This is a genomic window from Mesorhizobium sp. B2-6-2 (assembly GCF_006440615.1).
Classification (GTDB): domain Bacteria; phylum Pseudomonadota; class Alphaproteobacteria; order Rhizobiales; family Rhizobiaceae; genus Mesorhizobium.
Window position 1 is genome coordinate 324,083 of the sequence record NZ_VFUG01000001.1, and the last position, 25,706, is coordinate 349,788.

Genomic DNA, 25,706 nt, shown 5'->3' on the forward strand with positions numbered 1-25,706 from the left:
CCATCTCCAAACCGCCGGACCCGATGGCGCAAGCATGAGTCGCCGCGCCCGTCCGCCTACACGTCCACTCCGAACATCTCCCTGGCCTGCTTCGGCGTATAGTAGCCAAGCCTGACATCCTCGGCGACCAGCTTCGGGTCGCGCTCGCGCGGATTGCCGTAACCGCCGCCGCCAGGCGTGCCGACACGCACGCGGTCGCCGGCCTTGAGCGCGATGTCCTGTTCCTTGGAAAGATGCGGCGGCACATGCGCTTCGCCGTTGCGGAACACGGTCACGCTGTTCGGCGCGCCGTCCTTGCCGCCAAGCGCGCCCTGCGGTCCGAAGCGGCCGTGGTCCATGACGAAGGACGCGCGGGCTTCACCGCGCAGGATCTCGACCTCGTACGCCAGCCCGAAGCCGCCGCGATGTTTTCCCGCGCCGCCGGAGCCTTCGCGCAGCGCGTAATGCCGGTAGAGCACCGGAAACGCCTGTTCCATGATCTCGACCGGCGGCGACTTCGAAATGCCGATGGTCGAGCAGCCATTGCTCAACCCGTCATGGCCGGCATTGCCGCCATAACCGCCGCCCGAGATCTGGTACATGACATAGTCGCGGCCGCGTGCCGGATCGTTGCCGCCGAGCGCGAAATTGCCGCTGGAGCCGGCGGGTGCCGCCGTCACCTTTTCCGGCAGCGCCTGCACCATCGCGGCGAACACGGCCTCTGCGATGCGCTGCGAGACCTCCGCCGCGCAGCCCGAGACCGGGCGCGGATATCTGGCGTCGAGGAACGTGCCTTCCGGCCGCTTGACGTTCAGCGGCTCGAAGGCGCCGGCGCTGATCGGCACTTCTGGAAAAATATGCCGCATGGCCAGATAGACCGACGACAGCGTCGTCGCCAGCACGCTGTTCATCGGTCCGGCGCAGGGTTTCGATGAGCCGGCGAAGTCGAAGGTCAGCGTGTCGCCCTGCTTCTCGACGGCGAGATTGATGGTCAGCGGCTCGTTCACCACCCCGTCGGAATCGACGAAGGCCTGCGAGCGGTAGACGCCGTCCGGGATCACGGCGATCGAGGCGCGCATCTGCTCGGCGGCGCGGCGGCGCAGTTCCGCGATTGCCTCGACGACGGTTTCGTCACCGTAACGATCCAGAATTTCGTTGAGCCTGTCCTGGCCGATCAGCAGCGCGGCGGCCTGCGCGCGGATGTCGCCGATGCGCTGGTCGGCGACCCGGATGTTGGAACAGATGATGGCGTAGATTTCCGGATCGAGCGTGCCCTTCTTGAACAGTTTTACCGGCGGCAGGCGCAGGCCTTCCTGTTCGACCGCCGTGGCCGAAGCGGAGAAGCCGCCCGGCACCGAACCGCCTATATCCGGCCAGTGGCCGGTGTTGGAAAGCCAGCAGAACATCTTGCCGCCGCGATAGACCGGCATGACGAAGCGCACATCCATCAGATGCGTGCCGCCGAGATAGGGGTCGTTGACGATGTAGATGTCGCCCGGCTCCGGCGCCAGGCATCGTCCGTCGGCGATCATCTTGATCACCGTCCTGGTCGAATATTGCATGACGCCGACAAACACCGGCAGGCCCTGGCTGCCCTGCGCGATCAGCGACCCGTCGACGGCCGAATAGATGCCGTCCGAACGGTCATTGGCCTCGGCGATGACCGGCGAGAAGGCCGCGCGCGAGAAGGTCAGGTCCATCTCGTCGCAGACCTGCTGCAGGGCAGCCTGCAGCACCGAAAGCGTGATCGTGTCGAGCTTTGCCATCTCAGGCCTCGCCGATGTCGATGATGATGTTGCCGTCGGCATCCGAGCGCGCCCGGTCGCCGGGTTCGAGCACGGTGGTGGCATCCATCTGCTCCAGGATTGCCGGCCCCTCAATTGTTGCGTCGAGCGGCAGCTTTTCGCGCGCATAGACCGGGGTGTCGTGCCAGCGCCCGCTGTACCAGACCGGCCGGATTTCGCGCCGCGCCTCGTTGAGCGTGGCGGCGCGTCCTACCGGATCGATCAGCCGCGACAGGTCGATCTGCGGCCGCACGCCGGTGACCGATGTGTTGAGGTTGACGAGATTGGCGCGGATTTCCGGCAGCTCGACCTTGAAGCGGGCGAAATAGGCTTTTTCGAACAGAAGCTGCAGTGTTTCTCGTGAAACCGACGAGGAGGGCAACGGCACGTTGATGATGTGCGTCTGGCCGACGAACTGCATGTCGGCCGAATGCGTCACGCGGATCGCGTCCGGCTTCACCGCTTCCTTCGCGATCAGCGCCTCGCCTTCGTTACGGTGCCGTTCCAACACCTCGCGAAGCGCGGTTTCGTCGAGGCCGCCGACCGGCATGTTGATCGTGTTGACGAAGTCGTGGCGCAGGTCGGCAACCACGCAGCCGAGCGCATTGGTGATGCCCGGGCGCGCCGGCACCAGCACTCTCGGCAGGCCGAGCTCGCGGGCAAGCGCCGTCGCGTGCAAGGGCCCGGCGCCGCCGAAGGCGAACAGCGCGAAATCGCGCGGATCGTGGCCGCGCGAGACCGAGACCATGCGGATGGCGCCCGCCATCTTCATGTTGCCGAGCCTCAAGACGGCACCCGCCGCTTCGACGCCGGAGAGCCCTGTGCGCTTGCCGATCCTGTCTTCGAAAATACCGGTGACGCGCTCGACGGTGACGGGATTGTCGACGGCGAGCAATTTCTTGGGCGCCAGGCGACCGAGCACCAGATTGGCGTCGGTGATGGTCGGCTCGATGCCGCCGCGCCCGTAGCAGATCGGGCCGGGATTGGCGCCGGCGCTTTCGGGGCCGATCTGGATCAGCCCGGCCGCATCGACGCGCGCGATCGAGCCGCCGCCGGCGCCCACCGTGTGCACCGCCACCATCGGCACATGGATCGGCATCGCATATTCGATCTCGATCTCGTTGGAGACGGCGGGCTCGGCATTGCGGATCAGCGCCACGTCGGTCGAGGTGCCGCCCATGTCGTAGGTGACGAGATTGCCGAAGCCGGCGCGCTTTCCCGTATAGGCGGCGGCGATCACGCCCGACGCCGGGCCCGACATCACCGTCTTGGCCGATTCCTGCGTGACGAAGCGGGCCGAGATCATGCCGCCATTGCCGTTCATGATCAGGAAGTCGCGGGCGTAGCCCTTTGCCGCCAGCTCCTTGCGCAGCCGCTCGACATAGCGTTCCAGGATCGGCTGCACCGAGGCGTTCACCGCCGCGGTGACGCCGCGTTCGAACTCGCGCGCTTCCGAAAGCAGCGCGTGTCCGGTGGTGATATGGCCGTTCGGCCAGAGCTCCGCCGCGATCTCTGCCGCGCGCCGCTCATGCGACGGGTTGGCGTAGGAATGCAGGAAATGGATGACCAGCGACTCGCAACCGGCGTCGAGCAGCGTCTTCACCGCATCGCGCATCTCGGCTTCGTCGAGTGGGATACGCGCGGCGCCCGACGCCTCGACCCGTTCCGACACTTCGAGCCGAAGGTCGCGGGGAATGACGGGGACGAAGGTGCCCGTCATGCCATAGGCCTGCGGTCTTGTGCGGCGGCCAAGCTCGATCACGTCGCGGAAGCCTCGGGTGGTGATCATGCCGGTTCGCGCCAGCCGGCGCTCCAGCACGGCGTTGGTGGTCGTCGTCGTGCCGTGCACGATGAGGTCGATGCCGTCGATCGGAAAGCCGGTCGCGCCAAGGGCCGCGACCACCCCGAAGGCCTGGTTCTCCACTGTGGTCGGGGTCTTGGCGATATGGACTTTGCCGCCCGCCTTGCCGTCGATCAAAAGCAGATCGGTGAAGGTTCCGCCGACATCGATGCCGGCCACGACGCTTCCCGCCGACGCCGAAAATTTCTCATTCATTGCCGAAACCCGAAATGCCAGGACTACGGATATGCCTCGGTTTGGAAAGGCGTTTTACGCCGCCATCTTGACCTGGAGATCATTTGTATACTAATAAATTCCAGACACAAGAGCTTACCGCTTGACAGTGTGCAGGGAGCACGCCGGAACCTGACCGTTCGGGCGCGCACGAGAAGGTTTGGCGCCAGAAGGTTCCGTCTGGGCCGGAAAGTTGGGTTGGAATGAACACGACATCCGCGTTGAACGTCGCCGGCGCAAAGCCGCTGCAGTTCCCGATCCCGGCCAATGTCTATGCCGAGACCGTGGTGTCGGTGAAGCATTATACCGATCGGCTGTTCTCCTTCCGCATCACCCGGCCGCAGTCGCTGCGCTTCCGCTCCGGCGAGTTCGTTATGATCGGCCTGCCCAATGCCGAGAAGCCGATCTTCCGCGCCTATTCGGTCGCGAGCCCCGCCTGGGACGACGAGCTCGAATTCTTCTCGATCAAGGTGCCCGACGGTCCGCTGACCTCCGAGCTGCAGAAGATCGAGGTCGGCGACACCGTCATCATGCGCCAGAAGTCGACCGGCACGCTGGTGCTCGACGCGCTGACGCCCGCCAAGCGCGTGGTCATGATCTCGACCGGCACCGGCATCGCGCCCTTCGCCAGCCTGCTGCGCGACCCCGACACCTACGAAAAATTCGACCAAGTCATCCTCACCCACACCTGCCGCGACAATGCCGAGCTCACCTACGGCCAGGAGCTGGTGGCGGCGCTCGAGAGCGACCCGCTGATCGGCGAGCTGACCGGCGGCCGCGTCACGCTCTACAATTCGACCACCCGCGAGGAATCGGCGCGCATGGGCCGCATCACCGCGCTGATCGGCTCGGGCAAGTTCTATTCAGACCTCGGCATCGACAAGCTCAACCCTGAGACCGACCGCATCATGATCTGCGGCTCGATGCATATGCTGAAGGACATCAAGGAACTCGCCGAAAGCCTCGGCTTCCAGGAAGGTTCCTTGAGCCATCCGGCCAGCTTCGTCGTCGAGCGCGCCTTCGTCGGCTGAGGCGGGCAGCCGGCCAGCTCTGTTGGAAGCCACTGAGATTTACCGACGACATTCGCGCTTCGTCATTCTAGGGCGGAGCAAGGAGCGGAGCGACGCGCACAGACCCTGGAATCCATGCCGTTACGCTAAGGCGTTGCGGCGGTTACAGAATTCTGCACCGTTGCACTCTGCGGCAGAGGTCACGGCATGGATACTCGGGTCAAGCCCGAGTATGACGAAGGGATGGGCGTTGCGGCCAATCTCCAACGCCGGGAGCGCCTACCCAGCATGATGTTTTGATCATACGGTCAAAAATCTGCTGCCTGAGCCGCCTTTTTGCGCTATGACCCTTTGAAAGACTCGTGAAGCATCGCTTCACGGGCTATCTTCGTGCGTGCCACCCAATGACACCCACGAACATAAAGCGCAAAGGCGCTGAGTGAAAGGGCAGGAGATGAGCACCATCCGCGAGGCCGGCGCAGGCGCGCCCAAGGTGATGCCGCTGCCGGCGCGCGCCGCCGCCAACACGCCGCTGCCGCTGGACCACGGCATTGCCCGCAACCCCGGCATGAAGCTCGATCTCGGTTTTCTGGAATCGGTGCGCAGCGTCAACCGCTCGGCGCTGGAGCGTCGGGTCGCGACGCTCACCAAGCGGCGCTCGATCAAGGCCGACAACCAGGCCGCCTGGCTCCTGCGCGCCATCGCCTGCATGGACCTCACCACGCTGAACTCCAACGATACCGACGAGCGCGTGCGCCGGCTTTGCGCCAAGGCGATCAACCCGCTGCGCCGCGATATCGTCGAGGGCCTCGGCATATCAGGCGAGGCGATCCGTCCGGCGGCGGTCTGCGTCTATCATCCCTTCGTGGCTACGGCGGTCGACGCCGTGCGCGGCACCGGCATCCATGTCGCCGCGGTCTCGACTGCTTTCCCGCACGGGCTTGCGCCGCTCTCGACGCGCCTGCAGGAGATCGAGGCGTCGGTGAAGGACGGCGCCGACGAGATCGATGTCGTCATCCCGCGCGGCCTGGTCTACGGCGCCAAATGGCGCGAGCTGTTCAACGAGATCGTCGCCATGCGCGCGGCCTGCGGCGATGCGCATCTCAAGGTCATTCTCGGCACTGGCGACCTCGCCACGCTGCGCAACGTGATGCTCGCGTCGATGGTGGCGATGATGGCGGGCGCCGATTTCATCAAGACGTCGACCGGCAAGGAAAGCGTCAACGCCACGCTGCCCGTCGGCCTTGCCATGGTGCGCGCCATCCGCGCCTATTTCGAGGAGACCGGCTATCTTATCGGCTTCAAGCCGGCCGGCGGCATTTCCACTGCCAAAGTCTCGCTCGACTGGCTGGTGCTGATGAAGGAAGAGCTCGGCCGGCCCTGGCTCGAGCCGGATCTGTTCCGCTTCGGCGCCTCCAGCCTGCTCACCGACATCGAGCGCCAGCTCGAGCATCATTTGACCGGCCACTATTCGGCCAACCACCGCCACGCGATGGCGTAAAGCTGCGGACCACAGTTTTGAACGTCGAGTTCCTTCGCGCCCCCCTCTGTCCTGCCGGACATCTCCCCCACAAGGGGGGAGATCAGCTTGCGCCTTTGTCCGCTCCAGTCTTGCAATGCTGGCGATTGGCGAAATCGCCGATGACGGCCAATCTCCCCACAAGTGGGGGAGATGTCCGGCAGGACAGAGGGGGGCGCCGTAGAGCACCCACTTATCCAGAAATCTCCTCCGGGAGGAGCGCCCCATGAACATCCTCGAACGTTATCACGCCATGGAGTACGGCCCGGCGCCGGAAGCCCGCAACGAGGCCGACGCCTGGCTTGCCGGCCGCGATTTCTCCAAGGCGCTGTTCATCGACGGTGGTTGGAAGGCGGCGGCAAGCGGCAAGACTTTCGACACCAGCGAGCCGTCTTCCGGCAAGCTGCTTGGCAAGGTCTCGGATGCGGGCGCCGCCGACATCGACGCGGCGGTTGCTGCTGCGGCAAAAGCGCTGCCGAAATGGTCGGCGTCATCGGGCTACGCCCGCGCAAAAGTTCTCTATGCCATCGGCCGGGCCATGCAGCGCCACCAGCGCCTGTTCGCGGTGCTGGAATCGATCGACAACGGCAAGCCGATCCGCGAGAGCCGCGACATCGACGTGCCGTTGGCGATCCGCCACTTCATCCATCATGCCGGCTGGGCACAGACGCTGGACAAGGATTTTCCCGACCATAAGCCGGTCGGCGTCGTCGGCCAGGTTATCCCGTGGAATTTCCCGCTGCTGATGCTGGCCTGGAAGATCGCGCCGGCCTTGGCCGCCGGCTGCACGGTGGTGCTGAAGCCTGCCGAATTCACGCCGCTCACCGCCATATTGTTCGCCGAGATCTGCGAGCGGGCGGGCGTGCCGAAAGGCGTCGTCAACATCGTCCAGGGCGGCCCTGAGGCCGGTGCGGCCATCGTCAACCATCCCGGCGTCCAGAAGATCGCCTTCACCGGCTCTTCGGAAGTCGGCAAGATCATCCGCAAGGCCACCGCCGGTTCCGGCAAGAAGCTTTCACTTGAGCTCGGCGGCAAGTCGGCCTTCATCGTCTTCGAGGATGCCGATCTCGACAGCGCCGTCGAAGGCCTGGTCGACGGCATCTGGTTCAACCAGGGCCAGGTCTGCTGCGCCGGCTCGCGTCTGCTGGTCCAGGAAGGCGTCGCCGAAGCCTTCATCGCCAAGATCAAAGTCAGGATGAGCCGGCTGCGCGTCGGCAGCCCGCTCGACAAGAACACCGATATCGGCCCGCTTGTCGATCGCACCCAGCTCGACCGCGTCAAGGGTCTTATTGCCGAGGGCGCGAAACAGGGCGCCGTCTGCTGGCAGCCGGACGCTGCCTTGCCCTCTTCCGGCTATTATCACCTGCCGACGCTGGCGACGGGTGTTTCGCCGGCTAATATATTGGCGCAGGAAGAGGTGTTCGGGCCGGTGCTGGCGACGATGAGCTTCCGCAACACCGAGGAGGCGATCGAGCTTGCCAACAACACGCGCTACGGCCTGGCTGCTTCGGTGTGGAGCGAGAACATCAATCTGGCCCTGCATGTCGCGCCGCAATTGAAGGCGGGCGTGGTGTGGGTCAACGGCACCAACATGTTCGACGCTGCCTGCGGCTTCGGCGGCTACCGCGAAAGCGGTTTTGGCCGCGAAGGCGGCCGCGAGGGCATGTTCGAATATCTGGCGGCCAAGCTGCCCGTCGGGCCTGTCCTCAAGCCGGCAGCCGCCGGCTCGGCCCAGCCGGTCGAGCAGGCCGACGGCACGGCCATCGACCGCACCGCAAAACTGTTCATCGGCGGCAAGCAGGTCAGGCCGGATGGCAACTATTCGCTCGCCGTCGCCACCGCCAAGGGCAAGCTGGCCGGTGAAGTCGGCCTCGGCAACCGCAAGGACATTCGCGACGCGGTCGCCGCCGCCCGCGCCTGCAAGGCCTGGCCGGAGGCGACCGCCTATAACCGCAGCCAGGTGCTCTATTATTTCGCAGAGAACCTTTCGGGCCGCGCCGATGAGTTCGCCGCACGCCTTGTCCAGTTGACCGGCGTCACCGCCAAGGCCGCGCGCGAGGAGGTCGAGCAGTCGATCGAGCGGCTGTTTCTCTATGCGGGCCTGACCGACAAGTTCGAGGGCCGCGTCCACCAGCCGCCGGCCCGCGTCGTGACGCTCGCGCTGCATGAGCCGGTCGGCGTCGTCGGCATCATCGCGCCGGACAACCAGCCGCTGCTCAACTTCATTTCGCTGGTCGCGCCGGCGCTTGCCATGGGCAACACAGTCGTCGCCGTCCCGTCCGAGCGGCATCCGCTGCTTGCGACCGACCTCTACCAGGTGATCGAATATTCCGACATTCCGGCCGGCGCCATCAACATCGTCACCGGCCGCAGCGCGGAGCTCGCCGGCGTGCTGGCCAAGCATGACGACGTCGACGGGCTCTGGGTGTTCGCCGATGCCGACGCCTGCGCCAAGGCGGAAGCCGACTCCATCGGCAACTTGAAGCGCGTCTGGACCGGCAATGGCCGCAGCCTCGACTGGTCCTCGGCGGAGGCGGCAGGCGAGGCCTTCCTGCGCCGCGCCATCGAGATCAAGAATGTCTGGGTGCCCTACGGCGACTGAGCAGTCCCGTCTGAGGCGCGCCGCGCGACGGAGCCGTTTTGGCCGCTACCGCGAAGGTGATTGCCCTCGGGCTTGACGCCCGGGCGCGTGTTCTTTAAGGAGAAAAAACATCTTTATCTGTGAAGCGGAAATCTGACCGCACGAGCCGGCTGTCTGGCACATGACGCCTGGGCCGGCCATCGATAGAGGCGGACGCTCCAGGCAAGGCGAGGAGAAAAGCATGGCGGATCTGGCGGGTAAGGTGGTTGTGGTCACCGCGGCGGCGCAAGGCATCGGCCGGGCGAGCGCGCTGGCCTTCGCCAAGGCGGGCGCGACCGTTCATGCCACCGATATCAACGAGCCGCTATTGGCCGAGCTGGGCAAGACTGCCGGCGTCAAGACCCGCCAGCTCGATGTGCTGAACGACGCGGCAGTCGCATCTGCCTTCGCCGAGATCGGCCGGGTCGACGTGCTGTTCAACTGCGCCGGCTTCGTCCATGGCGGCTCCATCCTCGAGATGAAGGACGAGGATCTCGACTTCGCGCTCAACCTCAATGTCCGTTCGATGATCCGCACCATCCGCGCCGTGCTGCCGGGCATGCTGGAGCGCGGCGACGGCTCCATCATCAACATGGCCTCGCTGGCGAGCTCGCAGAAGGGTGTGCCGAACCGCTTCGTCTACGGCCTGACCAAAGCGGCGGTCGTCGGCCTGACCAAGGCAGTCGCCGCCGATTATGTGGCCAAGGGCATTCGCTGCAACGCCATCTGCCCCGGCACGGTCGAAAGCCCGTCGCTGCAGGACCGCATGCATGCGCAGGGCGACTATGAGGCAGCGCGCGCGGCCTTCATCGCCCGCCAGCCCATGGGCAGGCTTGGCACGCCGGAGGAGATCGCCGATCTCGCCGTCTATCTTGCCGGCGCAACCTACACGTCGGGGCAGGCCTACAACATCGACGGCGGCTGGTCGATCTGAGGGATCGGGAAGGGCTTGGCAGGAGATCGAGGTACTGCATCGATCGGTCTGAAAATCCCTTTCGCCGGATCGCCCGATGCGGCGTTCGCGCTTGCCGGGGACCAGATCGATGGCTACGGTCCGCCCGGCTTTCGCAACGACCGCAATCGAAACGAATTTTGCAAAATGGCTTCAGGCCGCACCTTAGGAGAAGAATGATGAAGTTGTTGCGCTATGGCGAAGCTGGCAGCGAAAGGCCGGGCCTGCTCGATGCGGACGGGACGATCCGCGACCTTTCGGCTCATGTCACCGACATCGCCGGCACGGCGCTTCATCCGGCTTCGCTGGAGATGCTCTCGAAGCTCGATCCGAAGTCGCTCCCGGTGGTTCCCGGCAAGCCGCGCCTGGGCGCCTGCATCGCCGGCACCGGAAAATTCATCTGCATCGGCCTGAACTATTCCGATCACGCCGCCGAGACCGGCGCCACCGTGCCGCCGGAGCCGATCATCTTCATGAAGGCAAGCTCGGCGATCGTCGGGCCTGATGACGACGTGCTGATCCCGCGCGGCTCGGTCAAGACCGACTGGGAAGTCGAGCTCGGCGTGATCATCGGCAAGACAGCGAAGTATGTCTCGCAGGACGACGCGCTGGATTATGTCGCCGGCTATTGCGTCGCGCATGACGTCTCCGAGCGCGCCTTCCAGGCCGAACGCCAGGGCCAGTGGACGAAGGGCAAGTCGTGCGACACGTTCGGCCCGACCGGCCCCTGGCTGGTCACCAAGGACGAGGTCGCCGACCCGCAGAACCTTAAGATGTGGCTGACCGTCAACGGCAAGACGATGCAGAACGGCTCGACCAGGACCATGGTCTTTGGCGTCAAATATCTGGTCGCCTATCTCAGCCAGTTCATGTCGCTGCATCCCGGCGACATCATCTCCACCGGCACCCCGCCCGGCGTCGGCCTCGGCATGAAGCCGCCGGTGTTCCTGAAGCCCGGCGACGTCGTCGAACTCGGCATCGAAGGGCTCGGCCAGCAGAAGCAGATATTCAAGGCGGACGAGTAAGCGCAGACCTCACCTTCTCCCCTTGTGGGAGAAGGTGGATCGGCGCGCAGCGCCGAGACGGATGAGGGGTGCTCCAGCGGAGTGCTGCCTTGAAGATTGAGGGTATCCCACGCTTCATTCTGTCGCGACGAGATCCTTCCAACACCCCTCATCCGGCCGCTTCGCGGCCACCTTCTCCCACAAGGGGAGAAGGGGAAGCCGGCGCTTACCTCAACACCTTTCCATCCGCCCCAAACCTATACGTCTTCGCCGCATCCGGGGTCGCGTAGAGGGTCGCGCCCGGCTCGGCGTTGTAGACGCCGAAGATGCGCACGGTGATCAGCCCGGCCTTCTCGCAGTCGAGATAGAGATTGGTGTCGGCACCGAGATGCTCGGCATGCACGACCGTGCCTTTCCAGGCGCCCGACGTCGCGTCGACGGTGACATGTTCCGGCCGCACGCCGATGGTCTTGGCCGTCTCGCCCAGCCTGGCGCCGTCGATGAAATTCATCTTCGGCGAGCCGATGAAGCCGGCGACGAATTCGTTGGCCGGCGAATTGTAGAGCTCCATCGGACTGCCGATCTGCTCGATGCGGCCGGCGTTGAGCACCACGATTTTGTCGGCCAGCGTCATCGCTTCGACCTGATCGTGGGTGACATAGATCATCGTCGCCTTCAGCCGCCGGTGCAGCTGCGCGATCTCAAGCCTGGTGTTGACGCGCAACGCGGCGTCCAGGTTCGACAGCGGTTCGTCGAAGAGAAAAAGCTTCGGCTCGCGCACCACGGCGCGGCCGATAGCGACGCGCTGGCGCTGGCCGCCCGACAGTTCCGCCGGGCGCCGCTCGAGGTACGGCTCCAGCGACAGCATCGCCGAGGCGATCTTGATGCGCCGCTCGATCTCGGCCGCCGGCGTGCCAGCCTGCTTCAGGCCCAGCGCCATATTGTTCTTCACCGTCAGGTGCGGGTAGAGCGCGTAGGTCTGGAACACCATGGCGATGCCGCGTTTGGCCGGCGGGGTGACGGAAACGTCCGTGCCGTCGATCAGCACGCGGCCGGAGGTCGAATCTTCCAGGCCGGCGATGACGCGCAGCAGCGTCGATTTTCCGCAGCCGGACGGGCCGACGAAAACGACGAACTCGCCGTCCGTCACCTCGAGATCGATGCCCTTCAGCACCTCGACCGGCCCGAAAGCCTTCTTCACATTCTCGATCTTCAGCGAGCCCACGGCGTCGTTCCTGTTCTAGAGTTTTACGGCGTTGCCGCTGTGCACGCTCTCGTCGGCGGCAAGGCAGACGGCAAGCGACTTCACGGCATCGTCCATGTGGCGGGTGAGGTCGATATTTTCGCGGATGGCCTTGAGCAGGAAGGCCTGTTCGAGGTCGCAAAGTTCCTGGTGGCCCGGTTCGCCTTCCATCGACAGCAGCTGGTCTTCCGTAGCGAATTTGCCGTCCGGCCCGGTCGCCGCGCTATGCAGCTTGATCGTCGAGGTCTTGGTGTGGGTGTCGATATCGTCGGACTTCACACCCTCCTTCATCACGATCGAGACGCAGCCCTTGGGCGACATCACGTCCTTCACGAAGAAGGCCGTCTCCGAGATCATCGGCCCCCAGCCGGCCTCATACCAGCCGACCGAGCCGTCCTCGAACAGCACCTGCAGGTGCCCGTAATTGTACATCGACGGCGCCACCTCGTCGCTCAGCCGCACCCCCATGCCGCGTACTTCGACGGGCTTCGAGTCGGTGATCTGCAGCATCACGTCGAGATAATGCACGCCGCAGTCGACGATCGGCGACGTCGTCTGCATCAGCTGCTTGTGCGTCTCCCAGGTATTGCCGGAGGATTGCTGGTTGAGGTTCATGCGGAAGACATATGGGCCGCCGAGCTTGCGCGCCTCGGCGATCAGCCGCACCCAGGACGGATGGTGACGCAGGATATAGCCGATCACCAGTTTCTTGCCGTTGGCCTTCGCGGCATCGACGACTCGCTTTGCGTCGGCAACCGTGGTCGCCAGCGGCTTCTCGACGAAGACATGGCAGCCGGCCTCGAAGGCCCGCACCGCATAGTCGGCATGGCTGTCGGAATAGGTGGCGACCGCCGCGACATCCGGCCTCTCGTCGCGCAGCGCGTCGTCAAAGGAGCGCCTTATGCCGTAGCCGGCGAGCCCGTCCGGCAGCGGCACGTCGGAACGGTTGATCAGCGCCGCGATCTGAAAACCCGGATTTGTGTGGTAGGCGAGCGCATGGCTGCGGCCCATGTTGCCGAGGCCGGCGACGACAACGCGAAGGGGTTTTTCCGAGCTCACTTGACCGCTCCTGACGTGATGCCGCGGATCAGCTGCCGCGAGAAGATGACATAGAGGATCAGCACCGGCAGGATCGCCAGCGACAGCGCCGCCAGGATCGCATTCCAGTTGGTGACGAACTGGCCGAGAAAGAGCTGCGCGCCGAGCGTCACCGTCTTGGTCTCTTCCGACGGCGCCAGGATCAGCGGGAACCACAGATCGTTCCAGATCGGGATCATGGTGAAGACGGCGACGGTCGCCATGGACGGACGCACCAGCGGCAGCACCAGCCGGAAGAAGATCGTGTATTCCGACAGCCCGTCTATGCGGCCTGCGTTCTTCAGGTCGCTGGACACCTGCTTCATGAATTCCGACAGGATGAAGATCGCCAGCGGCAGGCCTTGCGCGGTATAGACCAGGATCAGCGCCGTCAGCGTGTTGACCAACCCGGTCGCCACCATCAATTGCAGGATGGCGACGGTGCCGAGCCTGATCGGGATCATGATGCCGAGCGCCAGGTAAAGGCCCATCATCGTGTTGCCGCGGAAGCGGTATTCCGACAGCGCGAAGGCGGCCATCGCGCCGAACAAGAGCACGAAGAACAGCGAGGCGACGGTGACGACGAGGCTGTTCTGGAAGTAGTGGATGAAGTCGCCCTGGCCGATCACCGTGGTGTAGCCGATCAGGTCGAAGGTCTTCGGCGTCGGCGGCGTCAGCGGCGCGCCGAAGATGCCCGCGCGCGACTTGAACGAATTCATCACCACCAGGATCACCGGAAACAGCGCAATCGCGGTGTAGGTCAGGAGGATCGCATGCGCGCCGATGGCGCGTGGCAAGGAGCGCGTGGCTGTGCTCATTGCAAAGTCTCCTCATGAGCCGCGTTCCCCAAGGATGGCGCCAACGCACCCCCCTCTGTCCTGCCGGACATCTCCCCCTCAAGGGGGGAGATCGGCAGCTTCGATGGCGCTGACCAATCTCCAGCGATGAAAATTGGCGAAAGCGGCGATGACATCCAATCTCCCCCCTTGAGGGCAGGGGGATCGCATGTGGGGTTTATCGGCGAAGGCCAACACAAGGCCGTCATCCTCGGGCTTGTCCCGAGGATCCGCCGTCGCACGCGGATATAGTGCGACCAGTTCAGGGGCCGGTAGATCCTCGGGACAAGCCCGAGGATGACGTCAAGACATGCCGGGTTCTCCGAAGTCCCAAAGCCATGTGCAATAGCCCTGCCTTTGAGGGGGAGATGGCCGGCAGGCCAGAGGGAAGTGTTCAAGCTCGACATCTCCAACCCTCAGAACTGGTAGCGACGCAGGCGCGTCTGCACGAGGAACAGGTAGACGCAGACGCCGGCGAGGATGATCAGAAACATGATCGTGGCGATCGCGGCGCCCATGTTGGGATCCCCGACCTGCAGCTGGAAGCCGAAGAAGGCGCGGTAGAGGAAGGTGCCGAGGATGTCGGTCGAGTAGTTCGGCCCGGCGAGCGCCCCTTGCGCCGTGTAGATCAGGTCGAAGGCGTTGAAATTGCCGACGAAGGTCAGGATCGAGATGATGCCGATCGAGGGCAGGATCAGCGGCAGCTTAATCTTCCAGAACTGCGCCATGCCGGTGACGCCGTCGCATTCGGCCGCCTCGATCACCTCGTCGGGGATCGACAGCAGCGCCGCGTAGATCAGCATCATCGGGATGCCGACGAACTGCCAGACCGAGACCAGGCTGAGCGCGGTGAGCGCATACTGCTCCTTGCCCAGCCACGGCGTGAAGAAGCTCTTCAATCCGACGAAATCCATCAGATGCGGCGCCACGCCCCAGATCGGCGACAGGATCAGCTTCCAGGCGAAGCCGACGATGACGAAGGACAGGATCGTCGGCACGAAGATCGCCGTGCGGTAGAAGGCGGTGAAGCGCAGCCGGGGGCTGGAAAGAAGCGCCGCCAGAAGCACACCGATCGGGTTCTGCACCAGCATGTGGATGATGAAGAACCAGACATTGTTGCGCAGCGCGTTCCAGAAATTCACCGACCAGTTCGGATCGCCGAACAGCGTGCGGAAATTGCCCAATCCGACAAAGACCTGGGACTGCTCGATGTTGCGGAACAGCGAAAGCTGCAGCGTGCCGAACAGCGGCAGGATCATGAATGCGGTGTAGACCAGCACCGCCGGCGCCAGGAAGACGCCGACATGCCAGCGGATCGCTCTTTTCGGTCGCGTTTCTGCAGCCATGAGTTCGGTAGCCATGAGTTCGGTAGCCATGAGTTCGGTTCCCCGCCGTCTCTGGGTTCCAGGTCGGTCGATGCTAGCTGGTGCCTCGATGCACGGCTTGGCTGTCCCCTTCGAGGAGAAAGACAAGCCAGCGACAGATCGGCTCCGTCTCCCCCGCACGGTGAGGGTAAGACCGGGAGGCTGCGCCGACAATCGCTATCGGGAACTGTTTGAATGCCGGCCGGGCCCGCGCCCGGCCGGCATCGCGATCGATGCTCTTACTTCGCCGGCTTGTACCAGCTGTCGAGACCGTCCTGCAGCTTCTTGGCCGCGGCTTCTGGCGTATCGGTGCCGTTGATCACATTGGCCGATTCGACCCAGGTCTCGTTCTCGAGGTTCGGCGTGCCGCGCGACAGGATCTGGTAGGTCGAGCGGATCGTCGACTTGCACTTGCCGCGCCAGGAGACGAATTCCTGAGCCAGCGGGTCTTCCATCTTCACCGGCGAGGAGTTCAGGCTGAAGAAGCCCGGCAGCGCGTTGGCGTAGATGGTGGCGAAATCCGGCGAGGCGACCCAGGACAGGAACTTCTTGGCCTCTTCCGCATGCTTCGACGCCGCATTCAGGCCCATGCCGATGTCGGTATGGTCGGAGATGTAGCAGGTGTCGCCGGCCTTCTCGACTGGCGGCGGGAAAGCGCCCATCTTGAACTGCGCCTGGGTGTTGAACAGGCCGATTTCCCACGAGCCGGCCGGGTAGATGGCGGCGCGGCCGAGCGTGAACAGGTTCTGGCTGTCCGGATAGGTCTGCGCCTCGAAGCCGTCGCCGAGATACGGCTTCCACTTGGCCAGTTCCTCATACGGCGCGACCCAGTCCTTGTCGGTCAGCTTTTGCTCGCCCTTGATCAGCGCCTGGCGGCCTTCCTCGCCCTTCCAATAGTTCGGGCCGATATTCTGGTAGCCCATGGTCGCGGCTTCCCAGAGGTCCTTGGTGCCCATCGCCATCGGTATATAGGTGCCGTCCGCCTTGATCTTGTCGAGCGCGGCGAAGAACTCGTCGCGGGTCTGCGGCACCTTGATGCCGAGCTTGTCGAAAGCATCCTTGTTGTAGATGAAGCCGTGGATCACCGAGGCCATCGGCACGCAGAAGCTCGACTTGCCGTCGTCGGTCTGCCAGGCGGCCTTGGCGACGGGCGAGAAGTTCTCCATGCCAGGGAGCGAGCTCAGGTCGGCGAGGTTGCCCTTCTTGAACAGCTCCAGCGACTTGTCGAAGGGGCGGCAGGTGATCAGGTCGCCTGCCGAGCCGGCGGCGAGCTTGGCGCCGAGGGCCGCGTCGTATTCGGTCGGCGCCGAAGGCGCGAACACCACCTTGATGCCGGGGTTCTTGGCTTCGAAGGCCGGGATCAGCTTGTCCTTCCAGATGGTCAGGTCGTCGCCGCGCCAGCTTTCGATGTTGAGCGTCACGTCCTCGGCCAGCGCCATCCCGGTCGTGCCGAGGATGCTTGTGCCGAGCAGAAGGGCCGTCAGTAGTTTGGTCTTCATCTTCAGTCTCCCTGTTGACCTTTTTCAGGTTCGGTTTTGAGAACAGAGGCTCAGCGCCCCTTGCTCCCCTCGCAAGCCCGTTTCACCCCGATGGAAATCGGGATGAAACAGGCCCTACCTCTTTGTTAGGGCATGATCTTTTCCGAAAAGCGGGTTCCATTTTTCGGGATCATGCCCCAGCGCGGAAAGCGCCGGCCTGAGCTTCTGGCCGGCTCCTTCCAGTATCTTCTCGGCCGCGTCGGCGCTGGCGGCGCCCGCGGCGAGCAGAATCGCGGTCTTGACGCCGCCGCGGCTCTCTTCAAGCAGGCGGGCGGCGTCGTCGCGGCTCTTGCCGCTGATGGCGGCGACCATGCGCACGGCGCGGTCGCGCAGCTTGATGTTGTCGGCGGTGAGGTTGACCATATAGCCGTCATGGACATGGCCGAGATGGACGGCGGTGAGCGTCGAAAGCATGTTGAGCGCGATCTTCTGCGCGGTGCCCGCGCCCATGCGCGTCGAGCCGGCGATCAGCTCAGGCGGCGTTTCGAGCAGGACGGCGACGTCGGCCTGCTCGAACAGGACGGCGCCCCGGTTGTTGGCAATCGCGATGGTGGCGGCGCCCCGGCTGCGCGCGTCTTCGAGCGCCCGCACGGCATAGGGCGTGGAACCGCTGGCGGAGATGGCGATCAGGCAATCGCCCTTGCCGATGGCAGCCGCGGCAACCGCCGCCGCCGCTTCCTCGGTGTCGTCCTCCGGTCCGCCGGCCAGCGTGCGGAAGGCTTCCTCGCCGCCGGCGATCAGTATGGCGATGCGGTCGCGCGCAATGCCAAAGGTGCCCGGCAATTCCAGCGCGTCGGCCACCGCCATCAGGCCGGAGCTGCCGGCCGCCGCATAGGCGAGCTTGCCGCCGCTCTTCAATTGCTTCGCTATGAGTTCGGCGGCAACGGCAATCGCCGGAATGGCGCCGTGCACGGCCTTGCCGGCCTCGATCTGGGCGTTGGCCAGGAACGCCAGAATGGTTTCGGGGGCCTGGACGTCCAGCCCCTCGGCATTCTGGTGGAGCGCTTCGGTGCGCGTCTCGGCCATGCATTTTCCTCCGACTGGACAAACAATACCAAAAAAATACCACTTGTCCACACGCATTAACGAATTTCAGGCGGCGGACCTAGCTTTCCGGCAAATTAGCTTGGTTTTTCAATAAAATGCGCCTTAATCTTTTTTGAACAGAAATTAACTCTTGGCTATTGGTATTTTATTGGTATTATTTCGGCCTGAGGAGAAATCGCGTGAAATTCGTGCTTGGCATCGATGGCGGCGGCACCAGCTGCAGGGCGGGCCTTGCGACCGTCGACGGCGCCGTCGTCGGTCGCGCCAAGAGCGGCGCCGCCAACATCCGCACCGACCTCACCGGCGCCCGCGCCAACATCGTCGAAGCGGCGAGGCAGGCTTTTCTGGCCGCCGGCGCGGATCCGGAGCTGATTCCCCAAACGCCGGCTATTCTCGGTCTCGCCGGCGCCAATGTCGGCACCTATCGGCAGCAGCTCGAAGCGATCCTGCCCTTCAGCCGGAGTCGCGTCGAAACCGACGCCGAGATCGCGCTCGAGGGCGCGGTCGGCTCCGGTGACGGCGCCATGGCCATTCTGGGCACCGGCACCGCCTATATGGCGCGTAAGGACGGCAAGTCGCGCGCCATCGGCGGCTGGGGTTTCCAGGTTGGCGACCAGGGCAGCGGCGCCCGCATCGGCCGCGACCTGCTGGAACAGACGCTGCTTGCCTATGACGGCATCCGTCCGGGCTCACCCCTGACCGACGCAATGCTCGCCGTCTTCCGCAACAATCCCGAAGACGTGGTCGAATTCACCACCAACGCCAAGCCTGGCGATTTCGGCGGCTTCGCGCCAAAGGTTTTCGAGCATGCAGAAAAGGGCGATCTCGTCGCCAATTTTATCCTCGCCAAGGCGGTCGCCGATGTCGAGGCCTCGCTCGGCGCGCTCGACCTTGCCGACCATGCGCCGCTCTGCCTGCTCGGCGGCTTGGCGCCGCTTTACGCGCCGCGCCTTTCGGCACGCTATCAGGCGCTGCTCAAAGCCCCGCTCGACGACGCGCTGGGCGGCGCCGTGCAGATGGCCGTGCGCATCTTTGCCAAGGGTTCGGAGGCCGCCCGATGAGCGCCGCCGACCAGATCTTCGCGATGCTAAGGGAGTCGTCGCAGAGCGGCGCGCCGCTCTATTTGCAGCTCAGGCGCAGCATCGAGGAAGCGGTCAATCGCGGCCTGATCGGTCCGGGCGACGCGTTGCCCTCCGAGCGTGACATCGCCAGCAAGGCCGACATCTCGCGCGTCACCGTGCGCAAGGCGGTGCAGGACCTGGTCAAGGGCGGCATCCTCGTCCAGCGCCACGGCTCGGGCACCTTCGTCGCGCCGCGCATGGAGCGCGTCGAGCAGTCGCTGTCGCGGCTCACCTCCTTCACCGAGGACATGGCGCGCCGCGGCATGAATGTGCGCTCGGTCTGGCTCGACCGCGGCCTCTACGCGCCGTCGCCGGACGAGATGATGGTGCTGGGTCTCTCCTCGACCGAGCTGGTGGCGCGCGTCGCACGCTTGCGCATCGCCAACGACACGCCGCTGGCGATCGAGCGCGCGGCGCTCTCGGCCAGCGTCCTGCCCGATCCCGAGGCGATCGGCTCCTCGCTCTATGCGGCGCTGGAAACGACCGGCAATCGCCCGGTCCGCGCCGTGCAGCGCATCTCGGCCACCAATCTGGGCGACGCCGATGCGCGCCTCTTGGAAGTGCCTCCGGGGGTTGCCGGGCTGCAGATCGAGCGCATTTCCTATCTGGCGAGCGGCAAGGTGATCGAGTTCACCCGCTCGGTCTACAGGGGCGACGCCTATGATTTCGTCGCGGAACTCCGGCTGACCGGGCCGGGAGAGGAGCTCCGGCCATGAATGCCAGCACCACCCATATGCGGCGCGAGATCAACGAGATCCCGGAAGCGGCCGCGCGCCTTCTCGACGGCTCGTCCGCCGTGTTGGCCGAGGCCGGTCGCGGCCTTCGCGAGCGCGATCCGCATTTCGTCGTCACCGTGGCGCGCGGCTCGTCCGACCATGCCGCGACCTTCATGAAATATGCCGTCGAGCTGACGGCAGGCCTTGCCGTCGCCTCGGTCGGGCCATCGATCGCGTCCATTTACGGCGCCAGGCTCAGACTTCGCGGCTCCGCATGCCTGGCGATCTCGCAGTCGGGCAAGAGCCCCGACATCGTCGCCATGGCTGAAACCGCGCGGGCCGGCGGCGCGCTCACCGTCGCCATCACCAACACGGCGGACTCGCCGCTGGCGCGGGCTTCCGACTATGCCATCGATATCCTGGCCGGACCTGAGCGCAGCGTCGCGGCCACCAAGACCTTCGTCAATTCGGCCGTCGCCGGCCTTGCGCTGATGGCGCATGCCACCGATGACCAGGCATTGATTAAGGCGCTCGCCGGCCTTCCCGGCCATTTCGAGAAGGCGATCGCCTGCGACTGGATGGCGCTCGCCGGCGCTTTGGAGGACCCGCAATCGCTGTTCATCCTCGGCCGCGGCCCGTCCTTCGCGATCGCCAGCGAGGCGGCGCTGAAATTCAAGGAAACCTGCGCGATGCACGCCGAGGCCTACAGCGCCGCCGAGGTCATGCATGGGCCGCTGGCACTGGTCGGACCGGGTTTCCCGGTCCTGGCGCTTGCTGCGCGCGATGCGTCCGAGCCCTCGGTCGCCGAGGCGGCCGACGGTCTGACGGCCAAGGGCGCCGCCGCCTACATCACCTCCGACAAGGCGAAGGCCGCGCGGCTTCTCCCCCATGTCGCCACCGGCCACCCGCTGACCGATCCGCTGCCGCTGATCGTGTCTTTCTACGGCTTCGTCGAGGCCTTCGCCCGCCATCGCGGCCTAGACCCCGACACGCCGCGCAATTTGCGCAAGGTGACGGAAACCGTATGAGCGACCGTTTCGCACTCACTGGGGCCCGCATCTTCGACGGTGCCGACTGGCACGACAACGCGGCTCTCGTCGTCAAGGGCGACGTCGTCGAGGCCATCCTGCCCGCCGGGGCGATTCCGGCCGGCGTTTCGACGGTCGAGACCGGTGGCGGCATGCTGGTGCCCGGTTTCGTCGACATCCAGGTCAATGGCGGCGGCGGCGTGATGCTCAACGACCATCCCGATGTCGGCTCGATCGAGACCATCTGCCGGGCGCATGCGCCGTTCGGCACCACCGCGCTGCTGGTGACGCTGATCACCGACACGCCGGCGATCACCGCCGAGGCAACCGCTGCCGGCGCAGAGGCCACCCGGGAGAAGGTGCCGGGCTTCCTTGGCCTGCACCTGGAAGGGCCGCATCTCTCCATAGCCCGCAAGGGCGCGCATGATCCGGCCCTGATCCGGCCGATGACCGACGCCGATCAGGCGGCATTGATTGCCGCGCGTCGGGACCTGCCGGTGCTGCTCACCACGATCGCGCCGGAATCGGTCGAGCCGGCCCGTGTCGCGGCGCTGGCCAAGGCCGGCGTCATCGTCAGCCTCGGCCACAGCGATACCGATTACGCGACGGCCACCGCCTTCGCCAAAGCCGGCGCCACGGTGGTCACGCACCTCTTCAACGCCATGAGCCAGATCGGCAACCGCGAGCCGGGCCTGGCCGGCGCGGCGATCGACACCGGCGGTTTGTATGCCGGCATCATCGCCGATGGCATCCATGTCCATCCGGCGACGATGATCCTCGCACTGCGCGGCAAGCAGGGGCCGGGCAAGATCGTTCTCGTCACCGACGCCATGGCCACGATCGGCACCGACATGACATCGTTCACGCTCAACGGCCGCACAATCTATCGCAAGGACGGTAGTCTGCGGCTTGCCGACGGCACGCTGGCCGGCGCCGATCTCGACATGATTTCCGCCGTGCGCTACGTCCATCGCGTCGTCGGCCTGGAACTCGACGAGGCTCTGCGCATGGCCTCCCTCTATCCGGCCGAGGCGATCGGCCAGGCCCACCGCCTCGGCCGCTTCGCCAACGGCACCGCCGCCGACATTGTCGGGCTGTCGGAAGGGCTGGATGTCAGGAACGTCTGGATCGGCGGGACACAGGTCTTTGGAGCGTAGGCCTTCGAGGTTTTCGTCATCCTCGGGCTTGACCCGAGGATCCATTCCGTGACCACTGCCGCAGAGAGCAACGGCGCAGAATTCTGTAACCGTAGCAACGCCTTGGCGTAACGGCATGGATTCTAGGTCTGCGCGCGTCGCTGCGCTCCTTGCTCCGCCCTAGAATGACGAAGCGATGGGCGTTTCGGCGAATCTCCGAGGCTGCGGCTCGATAATTGTTAGCCGGCTTTGGCATAGATGTCCTTATACACCTCGCGCAGCACGTTCTTCTGCACCTTGCCCATCGTGTTGCGCGGCAGCTCGTCGACGAAGATCACCTGCTTCGGATGCTTGTATTTCGCCAGCCGTCCGGCGATGGCGCCGGCAATGTCGGCGGCGCTGATCGCCGAGCCCGGCTTGCGCACCACCACCGCCGTGACGCCTTCGCCGAAATCGGGATGCGCAACGCCGATCACCGCGCTTTCGGCCACACCGTCCAGCGCGTCGATCTCGCTCTCGATCTCCTTCGGGTAGACATTGTAGCCGCCCGAGATGATCAGGTCCTTGCCGCGCCCGACGATGTGGACATAGCCATCGGCATCGGTCAGGCCGAGGTCGCCGGTGATGAAGAAGCCGTCGTCGCGGAACTCGGCCTTGGTCTTCTCCGGCATGCGCCAATAGCCGGCAAAGACGTTCGGTCCCTTGACCTCGATCATGCCGATCTCGCCTTGCGAGAGAGGATTGCCCGTGTCGGGATCGGCGATGCGCAGCGAAACGCCGGGCAAGGGGAGACCGACCGTGCCCGCGCGCCGCTCGCCGTCATAGGGGTTGGACGTGTTCATGTTGGTCTCGGTCATGCCGTAGCGCTCGAGGATGGCGTGGCCGGTGCGCTCGCGCCAGGCCTTGTGCGTCTCGGCCAAGAGCGGCGCCGAGCCGGAGATGAAGACCCGGATCGTCTTCGCCGCCTCGCGTGTCAGGCCGTCCTGCTGCAACAGCCGCACATAGAAGGTCGGCACGCCCATCAGCGCGGTCGCGCGCGGCAAGAGCGAAATGACGCGCGCGGGATCGAATTTCTGCTCGAAGAACATTTTCGCGCCGGCCATCAAGATGACGTTGGTGGCCACGAACAGGCCGTGCGTGTGGAAGATGGGCAGCGCGTGGATCAGCACGTCGTCGGCGCCGAAGCGCCAGTGCTCCACCAGCACGCGCGCATTGGAGGCGAGATTCTCATGGGTGAGCATCGCGCCTTTGGAACGGCCGGTCGTGCCGGAAGTGTAGAGGATCGCGGCAAGATCGTCCGGCCCGCGCGCGACATCGCTGAAATCGGTTGCCTGCCGCGAAGCCTGGCTGGCCAGCGTTCCCTGGCCGTCGCGACCGAGCGTGAGCACCGTCGCGCCGACGGCCGCGGCAAGCGGTTCGACGCCCGAAAGACGGTCCGGATCGCAAACGATCAGTTTCGGCCCGGCATCACGGAAGAAATAGTCGAGCTCGGGCAGCGTATAGGCGGTGTTGAGCGGCAGGAAGACCGCGCCGGCGCGTAGCGAGGCGAGATAGAGCAGCATCGCCTCCGGGCTCTTCTCGACCTGGACCGCGACACGGTCGCCGGGCTCGACGCCGGCCTGCGCCAAGGCATGCGCCAGCTGCGCCGACTTCGCCAGCATGTCGCCATAGGTGACCGAACGGCCGTCATCCGTCTCCATCAGCAGCCGGCCGGGCGCCGGCATGCGGGAGCGGAAAGCGCTGAAGAGATGATTGGTCATGAAATGTCCTCAAGGCGGACGAAGGCCGAATGGCGCATGCCTTGCGCTCGCCTGAGCGAATACCAGATTTGGCGCCCGGAGCAAAAACTGCGCTGATTTTTCAATCCGCTATTTACGGCCGCGTTGGGACTTGCCGGCCCTCGGATCATACCCCTGGGCGAGGCGTTCCATGCACATCGCCGCGGTGAGGCGGTAGTGATTGAGAAGCGCCTCGACCGCGCCGTCGGCGTCGCCGTCAAGCGCGCGCTCGGCGATGATGCGGTGCTCGCCGAGATCGTCGCGCCCCGTTCCGGGCGCGTTTTGCGCAATCAGGCGGTAGCGCGAGGCCTGGTCGGAAAGCTGATCGCAAAAGCCGATCAGCCAGTGCGACCGGCAAGCCGCGATCAGGGCGCGGTGGAAGGCGCGGTGCAGCTTTTCCCATTCCGGATTGTTGGTTGCCGGGTCATCCGGCAGGCGGCGCTCGGCGCGTGCAAGGCGGTGCAGGGCAAGCACCAGTTGCTCTTCCCATTCAGCGGTGCGGTGCGCAATGGATTCGCGCAGCGCCCGCTCCTCCAGCCAGCAGCGCGTGCGCGTCAGCTCCTCCAGTTCCGCGGCGCTGACCGGCATCAGGAAGAAGCCGCGTTGATCGTGACGGCCGAGCAGGCCCTCGGCGGCCAGGCGGTTGAGCGCCTCGCGCACCGGCGAAGCGCCGGCGCCATAGCGGGAAACGACCCACTCGACGCGCAGTTTCGTCTCGGACTCCAGGGCCCCGCGCAGCAAATCGTCGCGGAGTTGCTGGTAGACCGAGCTGGCAAGCGTGCTTTTGGCGCCCTTGCTCTCGCCCGGCTCGGTGCTTCCGTTTGTCAATCGAACTCCTGTTGCTTTGCCCCTGGTTTGCCAGGGCCCCGCGGCGAAGCAATTCCCGTACATGTATCATACAGCCGGGCAATGAGGGGTCTCAAGCGGAAGATGACGATATTCGACTTTAAGACAAGCGGGCCGTCTATTTATTGAACAAAGTAGAATCGCGGGGAAAAGACGATGTTCCTGGGTCGCTTCATAGAATGAACAATCGTTCAATCGCTGTCGCGGTTGTGCAACTCCCGCGAGAGTTCGCACCGTTATACGTTCAACTGGCGGCCCTGTCGGCAGCCGTTCGAATTGCTTCGATATTTGCCCTATAGGCTTCGACGCTGCCGCCCTTGAAGACTGCGGCGCCCGCCACCAGCACATTGGCGCCGGCCGCGGTCACCAGCGGCGCCGTTTCGGCCGAAACACCGCCGTCGATCTCGATACGGATCGGCCGGCCGCCGATCAGCGCCTTGACCCGTTTCACCTTGTCGACGATCGCCGGGATGAAGGCCTGCCCGCCGAAGCCCGGATTGACGGTCATGATCAGGATGAGGTCCAGCCGGTCGAGCACATACTCGATCGCCGTTTCCGGCGTTGCCGGGTTGAGCGAGACGCCTGCCTTCTTGCCGAGATTCTTGATGGTCTGGAGCGAGCGGTCGAGATGTGGCCCGGCCTCGGCGTGCACCGTCATGCCGTCGCAGCCGGCTTCGGCGAAGGCCGCCAGGTAAGGATCGGCCGGCGCAATCATCAGATGGCAGTCGAAGAAGGCCTTGGTGCGATTGCGGATCGCCTTGATCACCGGCGGGCCAAAGGTGATGTTGGGCACAAAATGACCATCCATCACGTCGAGATGGATCCAGTCGGCGCCGGCCGCCGCGACGGCCTCGACCTCGTCGCCGAGCTTGGAGAAATCCGATGCCAGCACCGATGGCGCAATCAGGGTCTTCTTGCTCATGCTGCTCGCCTCATTTCCGAACGCCAATGTCAGGACTGCCTAGAGCCGGATGATTTCAGCTCGAGTCGACCTGAAATCTGAATCCGGCTCTAAATCAAAGAGAGAGCATGAG

20 protein-coding genes are annotated in these 25,706 nt (G+C 65.0%); 9 read left to right on the plus strand and 11 right to left on the minus strand.

All coding sequences use genetic code 11. The features are described 5' to 3' along the window. Window positions 1–56: 56 nt before the first annotated feature. On the minus strand, window positions 57–1,745 hold the full coding sequence (locus FJ419_RS01735; RefSeq protein ID WP_140686972.1) for a hydantoinase B/oxoprolinase family protein: 1,689 nt from the start codon (window positions 1,743–1,745) through the stop codon (window positions 57–59). Between the two features lies 1 nt (window position 1,746). Continuing rightward, complete coding sequence (locus FJ419_RS01740) at window positions 1,747–3,819, minus strand: hydantoinase/oxoprolinase family protein (protein ID WP_140686973.1); 2,073 nt, start codon at window positions 3,817–3,819, stop codon at window positions 1,747–1,749. A 221-nt stretch (window positions 3,820–4,040) separates the two neighbouring features. Here FJ419_RS01740 and FJ419_RS01745 point away from each other — a divergent pair, with 221 nt between their 5' ends. The 5 genes from FJ419_RS01745 to FJ419_RS01765 all read left to right on the plus strand — a co-directional run bounded on the left by FJ419_RS01745 (window position 4,041) and on the right by FJ419_RS01765 (window position 10,963). Next, a complete protein-coding gene (locus tag FJ419_RS01745; RefSeq protein ID WP_140686974.1) occupies window positions 4,041–4,868 on the plus strand; it encodes a ferredoxin--NADP reductase in 828 nt (275 codons plus the stop codon). Window positions 4,869–5,301: 433 nt separating this feature from the next. Beyond that, on the plus strand, window positions 5,302–6,348 hold the full coding sequence (gene deoC / locus FJ419_RS01750; protein WP_095768140.1) for a deoxyribose-phosphate aldolase: 1,047 nt from the start codon (window positions 5,302–5,304) through the stop codon (window positions 6,346–6,348). 244 nt (window positions 6,349–6,592) lie between these two features. After that, complete coding sequence (locus FJ419_RS01755; protein WP_140686975.1) at window positions 6,593–8,968, plus strand: aldehyde dehydrogenase family protein; 2,376 nt, start codon at window positions 6,593–6,595, stop codon at window positions 8,966–8,968. Window positions 8,969–9,188: 220 nt separating this feature from the next. After that, window positions 9,189–9,920 (plus strand): SDR family oxidoreductase, encoded by a 732-nt coding sequence (locus tag FJ419_RS01760; protein WP_140686976.1) that lies wholly within the window; start codon window positions 9,189–9,191, stop codon window positions 9,918–9,920. A 197-nt stretch (window positions 9,921–10,117) separates the two neighbouring features. Beyond that, a complete protein-coding gene (locus FJ419_RS01765; protein ID WP_140686977.1) occupies window positions 10,118–10,963 on the plus strand; it encodes a fumarylacetoacetate hydrolase family protein in 846 nt (281 codons plus the stop codon). A 205-nt stretch (window positions 10,964–11,168) separates the two neighbouring features. On the opposite strand, the gene FJ419_RS01770 is transcribed toward FJ419_RS01765, so the two are convergent. The 6 genes from FJ419_RS01770 to FJ419_RS01800 all read right to left on the minus strand — a co-directional run bounded on the left by FJ419_RS01770 (window position 11,169) and on the right by FJ419_RS01800 (window position 18,026). Beyond that, window positions 11,169–12,167: an ABC transporter ATP-binding protein gene (locus FJ419_RS01770; protein WP_140686978.1), complete on the minus strand. Its 999-nt coding sequence runs from the start codon at window positions 12,165–12,167 to the stop codon at window positions 11,169–11,171. Window positions 12,168–12,182: 15 nt separating this feature from the next. Then, window positions 12,183–13,244, minus strand: coding sequence for a Gfo/Idh/MocA family oxidoreductase (locus tag FJ419_RS01775; protein ID WP_140686979.1), 1,062 nt, complete (start codon window positions 13,242–13,244; stop codon window positions 12,183–12,185). Next, window positions 13,241–14,080: a carbohydrate ABC transporter permease gene (locus FJ419_RS01780; protein WP_140546948.1), complete on the minus strand. Its 840-nt coding sequence runs from the start codon at window positions 14,078–14,080 to the stop codon at window positions 13,241–13,243. Before FJ419_RS01780 ends, FJ419_RS01775 begins: the two co-directional genes overlap by 4 nt. 434 nt (window positions 14,081–14,514) lie before the next feature. Continuing rightward, the gene (locus tag FJ419_RS01790) at window positions 14,515–15,459 is read right to left on the minus strand and encodes a sugar ABC transporter permease (protein WP_210241645.1); all 945 of its coding nucleotides are present in this window, start codon (window positions 15,457–15,459) and stop codon (window positions 14,515–14,517) included. A gap of 242 nt (window positions 15,460–15,701) precedes the next feature. Then, window positions 15,702–16,961, minus strand: a complete 1,260-nt coding sequence (locus tag FJ419_RS01795) for an ABC transporter substrate-binding protein (protein ID WP_140547114.1) — start codon at window positions 16,959–16,961, stop codon at window positions 15,702–15,704. Between the two features lie 114 nt (window positions 16,962–17,075). Further along, window positions 17,076–18,026 (minus strand): N-acetylmuramic acid 6-phosphate etherase, encoded by a 951-nt coding sequence (locus FJ419_RS01800; RefSeq protein ID WP_140686980.1) that lies wholly within the window; start codon window positions 18,024–18,026, stop codon window positions 17,076–17,078. Between the two features lie 200 nt (window positions 18,027–18,226). Here FJ419_RS01800 and FJ419_RS01805 point away from each other — a divergent pair, with 200 nt between their 5' ends. From FJ419_RS01805 to nagA, 4 genes are read left to right on the plus strand one after another with little or no spacing between them, the layout of a single operon-like run. Next, a complete protein-coding gene (locus FJ419_RS01805; RefSeq protein ID WP_140686981.1) occupies window positions 18,227–19,108 on the plus strand; it encodes an N-acetylglucosamine kinase in 882 nt (293 codons plus the stop codon). Beyond that, window positions 19,105–19,884 carry a GntR family transcriptional regulator gene (locus tag FJ419_RS01810; RefSeq protein ID WP_140686983.1) on the plus strand — a complete coding sequence of 260 codons (780 nt, stop codon included), beginning with the start codon at window positions 19,105–19,107 and terminating at the stop codon, window positions 19,882–19,884. The genes FJ419_RS01805 and FJ419_RS01810 overlap by 4 nt, the downstream gene beginning before the upstream one ends. After that, window positions 19,881–20,912, plus strand: coding sequence for an SIS domain-containing protein (locus tag FJ419_RS01815; RefSeq protein WP_140686985.1), 1,032 nt, complete (start codon window positions 19,881–19,883; stop codon window positions 20,910–20,912). The genes FJ419_RS01810 and FJ419_RS01815 overlap by 4 nt, the downstream gene beginning before the upstream one ends. Then, window positions 20,909–22,069: an N-acetylglucosamine-6-phosphate deacetylase gene (gene nagA / locus FJ419_RS01820; RefSeq protein WP_140686987.1), complete on the plus strand. Its 1,161-nt coding sequence runs from the start codon at window positions 20,909–20,911 to the stop codon at window positions 22,067–22,069. Before FJ419_RS01815 ends, nagA begins: the two co-directional genes overlap by 4 nt. Window positions 22,070–22,287: 218 nt before the next feature. Here the strand turns inward: nagA and FJ419_RS01825 are convergent, their stop codons facing one another. The 3 genes from FJ419_RS01825 to rpe form a co-directional block, all read right to left on the minus strand. Beyond that, the gene (locus FJ419_RS01825; RefSeq protein WP_140686989.1) at window positions 22,288–23,808 is read right to left on the minus strand and encodes a malonyl-CoA synthase; all 1,521 of its coding nucleotides are present in this window, start codon (window positions 23,806–23,808) and stop codon (window positions 22,288–22,290) included. A 108-nt stretch (window positions 23,809–23,916) separates the two neighbouring features. Then, window positions 23,917–24,654, minus strand: a complete 738-nt coding sequence (locus FJ419_RS01830) for a GntR family transcriptional regulator (RefSeq protein WP_246679100.1) — start codon at window positions 24,652–24,654, stop codon at window positions 23,917–23,919. 262 nt (window positions 24,655–24,916) lie between these two features. Next, the gene (gene rpe / locus FJ419_RS01835; protein ID WP_140686993.1) at window positions 24,917–25,594 is read right to left on the minus strand and encodes a ribulose-phosphate 3-epimerase; all 678 of its coding nucleotides are present in this window, start codon (window positions 25,592–25,594) and stop codon (window positions 24,917–24,919) included. Between the last annotated feature and the right edge of the window lie 112 nt (window positions 25,595–25,706).

What these genes read in the sequence shown, in the direction of transcription:
- deoC (WP_095768140.1), top strand. Translation starts at nt 5,302, where the DNA reads ATGAGCACCATCCGCGAGGCCGGCGCAGGCGCGCCCAAGGTGATGCCG.
- FJ419_RS01745 (WP_140686974.1), top strand. Translation starts at nt 4,041, where the DNA reads ATGAACACGACATCCGCGTTGAACGTCGCCGGCGCAAAGCCGCTGCAG.
- FJ419_RS01790 (WP_210241645.1), bottom strand. Translation starts at nt 15,459, where the DNA reads ATGGCTACCGAACTCATGGCTGCAGAAACGCGACCGAAAAGAGCGATC.
- FJ419_RS01760 (WP_140686976.1), top strand. Translation starts at nt 9,189, where the DNA reads ATGGCGGATCTGGCGGGTAAGGTGGTTGTGGTCACCGCGGCGGCGCAA.
- FJ419_RS01810 (WP_140686983.1), top strand. Translation starts at nt 19,105, where the DNA reads ATGAGCGCCGCCGACCAGATCTTCGCGATGCTAAGGGAGTCGTCGCAG.
- FJ419_RS01740 (WP_140686973.1), bottom strand. Translation starts at nt 3,819, where the DNA reads ATGAATGAGAAATTTTCGGCGTCGGCGGGAAGCGTCGTGGCCGGCATC.
- FJ419_RS01815 (WP_140686985.1), top strand. Translation starts at nt 19,881, where the DNA reads ATGAATGCCAGCACCACCCATATGCGGCGCGAGATCAACGAGATCCCG.
- FJ419_RS01825 (WP_140686989.1), bottom strand. Translation starts at nt 23,808, where the DNA reads ATGACCAATCATCTCTTCAGCGCTTTCCGCTCCCGCATGCCGGCGCCC.
- FJ419_RS01765 (WP_140686977.1), top strand. Translation starts at nt 10,118, where the DNA reads ATGAAGTTGTTGCGCTATGGCGAAGCTGGCAGCGAAAGGCCGGGCCTG.
- FJ419_RS01755 (WP_140686975.1), top strand. Translation starts at nt 6,593, where the DNA reads ATGAACATCCTCGAACGTTATCACGCCATGGAGTACGGCCCGGCGCCG.
- nagA (WP_140686987.1), top strand. Translation starts at nt 20,909, where the DNA reads ATGAGCGACCGTTTCGCACTCACTGGGGCCCGCATCTTCGACGGTGCC.
- rpe (WP_140686993.1), bottom strand. Translation starts at nt 25,594, where the DNA reads ATGAGCAAGAAGACCCTGATTGCGCCATCGGTGCTGGCATCGGATTTC.
- FJ419_RS01735 (WP_140686972.1), bottom strand. Translation starts at nt 1,745, where the DNA reads ATGGCAAAGCTCGACACGATCACGCTTTCGGTGCTGCAGGCTGCCCTG.
- FJ419_RS01800 (WP_140686980.1), bottom strand. Translation starts at nt 18,026, where the DNA reads ATGGCCGAGACGCGCACCGAAGCGCTCCACCAGAATGCCGAGGGGCTG.
- FJ419_RS01780 (WP_140546948.1), bottom strand. Translation starts at nt 14,080, where the DNA reads ATGAGCACAGCCACGCGCTCCTTGCCACGCGCCATCGGCGCGCATGCG.
- FJ419_RS01795 (WP_140547114.1), bottom strand. Translation starts at nt 16,961, where the DNA reads ATGAAGACCAAACTACTGACGGCCCTTCTGCTCGGCACAAGCATCCTC.